The sequence below is a fragment of the Desulfosporosinus sp. OT genome (genome assembly GCF_000224515.1).
Classification (GTDB): domain Bacteria; phylum Bacillota; class Desulfitobacteriia; order Desulfitobacteriales; family Desulfitobacteriaceae; genus Desulfosporosinus.
The window spans coordinates 1-4,986 of sequence record NZ_AGAF01000199.1; the positions used below are offsets into that span (position 1 = coordinate 1).

7 protein-coding genes are annotated in these 4,986 nt (G+C 43.6%); all 7 read right to left on the bottom strand.

Annotated features, from left to right (window positions below):
• On the bottom strand, positions 1–661 hold a 661-nt coding region (locus tag DOT_RS18935), incomplete at its 3' end, for an ATP--guanido phosphotransferase (protein WP_009622254.1).
• The gene (locus tag DOT_RS18940) at positions 651–1,166 is read right to left on the bottom strand and encodes a UvrB/UvrC motif-containing protein (RefSeq protein WP_009622255.1); all 516 of its coding nucleotides are present in this window, start codon (positions 1,164–1,166) and stop codon (positions 651–653) included. The genes DOT_RS18940 and DOT_RS18935, both read right to left, overlap by 11 nt.
• Positions 1,167–1,179: 13 nt before the next feature.
• Positions 1,180–1,650: a CtsR family transcriptional regulator gene (locus DOT_RS18945; protein WP_009622256.1), complete on the bottom strand. Its 471-nt coding sequence runs from the start codon at positions 1,648–1,650 to the stop codon at positions 1,180–1,182.
• A 196-nt stretch (positions 1,651–1,846) separates the two neighbouring features.
• Complete coding sequence (locus DOT_RS18950; protein WP_040412880.1) at positions 1,847–2,149, bottom strand: hypothetical protein; 303 nt, start codon at positions 2,147–2,149, stop codon at positions 1,847–1,849.
• 320 nt (positions 2,150–2,469) lie between these two features.
• On the bottom strand, positions 2,470–2,898 hold the full coding sequence (locus DOT_RS18955; RefSeq protein ID WP_009622259.1) for a universal stress protein: 429 nt from the start codon (positions 2,896–2,898) through the stop codon (positions 2,470–2,472).
• A 97-nt stretch (positions 2,899–2,995) separates the two neighbouring features.
• Positions 2,996–4,183: a Xaa-Pro peptidase family protein gene (locus DOT_RS18960; RefSeq protein WP_009622260.1), complete on the bottom strand. Its 1,188-nt coding sequence runs from the start codon at positions 4,181–4,183 to the stop codon at positions 2,996–2,998.
• Between the two features lie 199 nt (positions 4,184–4,382).
• Positions 4,383–4,970, bottom strand: coding sequence for a rubrerythrin (rbr, locus tag DOT_RS18965; protein WP_009622261.1), 588 nt, complete (start codon positions 4,968–4,970; stop codon positions 4,383–4,385).
• Positions 4,971–4,986 lie beyond the last annotated feature (16 nt).

A 4,986-nucleotide genomic window follows, 5' to 3' on the forward strand; every position in this document is an offset into this window, starting at 1 on the left:
AGACTTGAAACATGTGCCCAAAGGCTTGAGAGCCTTCACCATATAACCCTCGCACAGCTAACCCCAAACGTGTCAAAGCTCCAAGAACCTGTTGCACTTGATTTGTTATCACTAAACCTGGCAGATGGACCATGACTGATGCTCGAAGTCCCGTACCCACGTTTGTTGGGCAAGCCGTGAGATACCCATGACTTTCTCGGTAGGCAAAATCAAGTTTTGCTTCTAAAGCATCATCCAGAGCTGACGCAAAACGGTGTGTCTCCAAAAGCTGATTTCCAGGTAAAAGTACTTGAACTCTTAAATGATCTTCTTCATTAACCATCACAGCATATCGGTGGTCAGGGGCCAACGCTACACCTCGTGCTCCTGTTGACCCGCCTAAACTTGGGCTGATCAAATGCTTTTCAACAAGCACTTGATGTTCAACATTGTTTAGCTCCGTTAAGGATATATAGAACACTCGCTCTTGATTGACCTCTATATCTTTTAGAACTTGCGAAACGATTTGTTCAACCTGACCAGCACCTTCGGGATCTAGAACATGTGGAAAGGGGAAGTCTTCAAGGTTACGCGCTAGGCGCACTCGACTACTAATGACGACCGGAGAATTCGTTTCTGTCATCCAAGCGCTGTGCCGTAAGAGGAGCTCCTTACGTATCATGTTTTTCTCCTCCTTTTGATTGTTCAATTTGGCGAATCTGATCCCTTACTACAGCAGCCTCCTCAAACGCTTCTTGCTGAATCAAAACTTGAAGCTTCTCTTTTAGCTTTTTCTCTTCCATACGACATTTAATGGCAATACCACGTCTCACCGGAACTTTGCCTACATTTTGACCTCCACCATGAACTCTGCGAAGTAACGGTTCCAGCTGAGCTTCGAAGGTTTCGTAACATGCACTACATCCCAACTTGCCAGCTTGCGTTATTTGGGAAAAGGTTATTCCACATTTCGGACAAGCCATCTCAGATGGCTGTTCTATCGAAGATGGATTAAACCCAAAAAGGGCTTGTAAAAACTCTGGCACAATAGCGGGATGAACAATGAAACTTACTTCATGTGTTTGTTTAGCACAGATTTCGCAAAGATAAAGCTCATGGGTCTGTCCGTTCTCTATTTTAGATAACTGTACTTTTGCCTCCCGCTGTTGGCAACGTTGACACAGCATGCTAAATCCTCCTTTATAACAAGTCATCTCGACTCAACGTTGTTAAAATGGTCTTCATAAGACGTGCGCGAAGAACGTCCCAGTCTCTAAATTCTCCCCCCAAAGCGTCCTTAGAAAGTACGCTTTTGATCAACGCCGCTTCCCGTGCCGTTACCAAGTCTTCATCCACTAGCCTCTCGACAAGGCCATATGATCGGTCACGGGAAAGCTGTTCTCCAATTAATTGCCGCATAACCTGTTGATACTCGCCTTCGAGGCCCAACCCTAGTCTAATAATACGCAGATACCCACCGCCTCCCCGGCGACTTTCCACTAAATAGCCCCGTTCAATTGTAAAACGAGTATCTAGTACGTAGTTGATCTGAGACGGAACACAGGAAAACTCACCTGCCAGCTCACTGCGTTGTAGGATAATATACCCTTCCGACGTTTGTTCCAAAATCCGTTTCAAGTATTCTTCAATGCGATCCGCTAGGTTTCCCATTGTTGTGTACTCCTTGTTTACATAATCTTTCTAAAATGACCTCCCAATAATCATTGACCTTTCCTGACCTTCTATCTCTATGATATCCAAATTCCTAAGATTTTGCAAAGGATTTTTTAAAAAAATAAATTTTAGAAGGGGCAAGTCTTCTTGACTTGCCCCTTCCTAGGTTATACCAAAAAATCATATTTAAAACCTATTTTGAAAATAAGACAAAGTAAAACCACGAGGATAGAGTTAGAAGAGCAACACTCCCTAACAACCAAATAACAGGCTGTCCTTCGAACCGCTTTGAGCTATACTTTTCTTTCTTTGGTAGATAATGCTCCATTTGTTCAGGTTGTAACGGAACCGAGTGTTTTTCAGGGGATTCTTCATCCAACCTTTGGAACCCTGTTCTAGAGGAAGTAGCACGAGAGGCTACATCGCTCCATTGCAATGAGCCTTTCAGCATTTGTTTAAGTTCTTCAGGACTGAGCCAAACATTGGTTTGTTTCATAAGTTCAGGCGCCTCCACGTATCTATCAATCCTTGGTTCTACTAGTCAAAATATCAGGGCAACGAGGCGGCCGCCTTTGCAAGGCTCATCACCAGCCAAGTTCTCTTTAACTGAGCTTCATTCTGCCCGGATTTTTACAAAGTGAAAAATATTATCGCTAATGTTATTCGCGACCTACAGAAAAAATCCCTGCCGCTGGGGCAGGGACGTTTATCCAAATGTCTATTAAAATCCTTCTAAAGTTACGATGAATCTCACTCAGACAATAATTCATCCGTTGTTGCGACTTTTTATCTTGTAATTCAAGACAAAAACATTTATTACTTGATGATAAGTACAGGGCAACTCGCTCGCTGCAATACCCGCTGACTTACACTTCCCAGGACCGAACCGGTAATTGCTCCGTAACCATGACTTCCCATAACAATTAAATCAATATCGTCCTTCTTAATTTGTTCAATAATAACAGTGACAGGATGACCAGATTCTACCCTTTTGTTGATAACAACCTGCTCGCAGTCAATTCCTGTCAGAGTTGCTTCTAAAGCCAATTCTCCATTTTGATCAAGTTGCTCTTGCGTCACGGTAATACCATAAGAGATTGTATACCCCCAATAGGCCTGTGGCGTATAACTAACATGGAGAAGTACCACTTCGGCTTGAATAGATTGGGCCAGTTCAACTGCAGCTTTCAAAGCGCGACGCGAGTATTCCGAAGCGTCTGTAGGGACGAGTATCTTTTTAAACAATCTTATCACTCCCTATTACTTTTTATGTTAGATCGACCACTTCTATATTATCCTATTTGAACAATGTCCTCAACAATCTTTCCATTCTGAGACGCTCTTAAAGCACGGCCAATTCTCGGGGGCTTACCGACAAATACCTTGCGCCTATTTCGGCTTCAATCACGACTGTATCTTCGATCCCTACAACTCCAACACCTGGGAAAACAAATTTAGGTTCAATCGCTACTACCATTCCAGCTTTCAGCACTTCTTTAGACCCCTTACTGATCGTCGGCAACTCATCCAATTCAAGTCCAACCCCATGTCCGACAAAACGAACCTGTCCTGTACGATAACCCATAAAGTTGTCCTCATAAGGGGTATTCTCACGAACCCACGTTAGAATTTCCTCATAGATTTCACCAGCCACCCTCCCCGGAACTAAGGCACAGCGAATTCTTTCTTCGACCAGCCTTGCCGCCTCGTAGGCTTTAATTAAATTCTCCGCTAATGGACCGAGACTTAAGATTCGGGTTTGGTCAATCTGATAGCCATCCACAACTGTCACCATATCCACGATGATCGGTTCACACGTTTGAATTTGAGCCATTGTTGCGCCATTTGGGTGAGCTATGGAAATTCCTTGACCGGTGACAGGCCCATCGAAACAGCTGGGCACTGCAGCCCGAGCTCCCGAAGTGATGACGCAGAAATGAAATTCAGAGTCAAAGCCACGCATTCGAACATAACCACCGTGCCCTAGTGACCGCGCCTTCCCTTCAACTAAGCCCTCTAACTCAACCTCGGTCATTCCCGGATGAAGAACTTCCTTAGCATACTCCAAAACCTGGGCATGGATTTGGGCACTTTTTTCCAGACGAGCTAATTCCCATTCGGACTTTACCGCACGCAGCAAACGAACCTCAGAGGAAATATCCACCAACGAAGCGTCTGGAAATGTTTTGCGATAGCGCCCAAACTGATTAACTGGGAGAACATCTAGTTCTAGACCCAATTTTTCCGGTAAGGGAAGCCCTGCTTCCTGGATATGGTTCGGAATCTTTGACATCCCCTTTAACTGAATGACCTCCCAAGAGCTTTCTTGCTGAGCTCTACCAAAATCCCGATAGGCAAGAACAATCGGCTCCCCTTCCCGTGGAACATAAATATGAACATTTTGGGCTGTTCCTGTATAATACAAGGTATCCGCCCGCTGGACCAACAGTGCCCCGTCAATTCCTTTTTTCTGCAAACTATCTTGTAAATTGCTTACACGCTCTTGCAATTCTGTTATGGGTACTTTCATTTTCTTTCCTCCCTCCCATATATTATTTAATATTCAGAATTTTAATTTTATAAATATTATGTTCAGATTTCCTTAACTTTGCAAGTTTATTTTAGTTAAGGGGTTTTCTTAACGCTCTAGGCGCCTTAAAATAACAATCACGTTATGAATAATCTAAAAAAGAGCCGAGTAGAAATATAATCCTCCTCGGCTCTCCCTCTTAATACTTTTCTGGCAATTCCTCAAAATATCCTTGCGGATGTGCACAAGCTGGGCAACTTCCAGGTGCTTCGGGACCTTCATGAATGTAACCACAATTTGAACATTTCCATACGGTCGGATTATCCTTTTTAAAGAGTGTTCCATTTTCAATCCCATCGGCATAATGCTCAAACCGAGTCATATGGTGTTTTTCAACTTCGGCAATCTTTTGAAAGGCTTTCGCAATGTCAGCAAAGCCTTCTTTTTCTGCTATTGCACCAAATGTTGTATAAATTTCAGCCCACTCTTCTCTTTCTCCTGCTGCAGCTGCCCTTAGATTGGTGAGAGTGTCTTTATAAACTAGTGGATAGTCTGCATCGACATGCATGACCTGGGTCTCCTCCTGATTATGAGCAACCAAGAGTTTGTAGAACACTTGGGCGTGTTCTCGTTCGTTTGCTGCCGTTGCCTCAAAAACAGATTGTATATGTTGATATCCTTCATTCTTAGCAACACCAGCAAAAAAGGAATAACGATTGCGCGCTTGGGACTCCCCAGCGAAGGCTTTGCTGAGATTTCTAAATGTTTCTGTTTCGTGGAATTTCATAAATTCACTCTCCTTT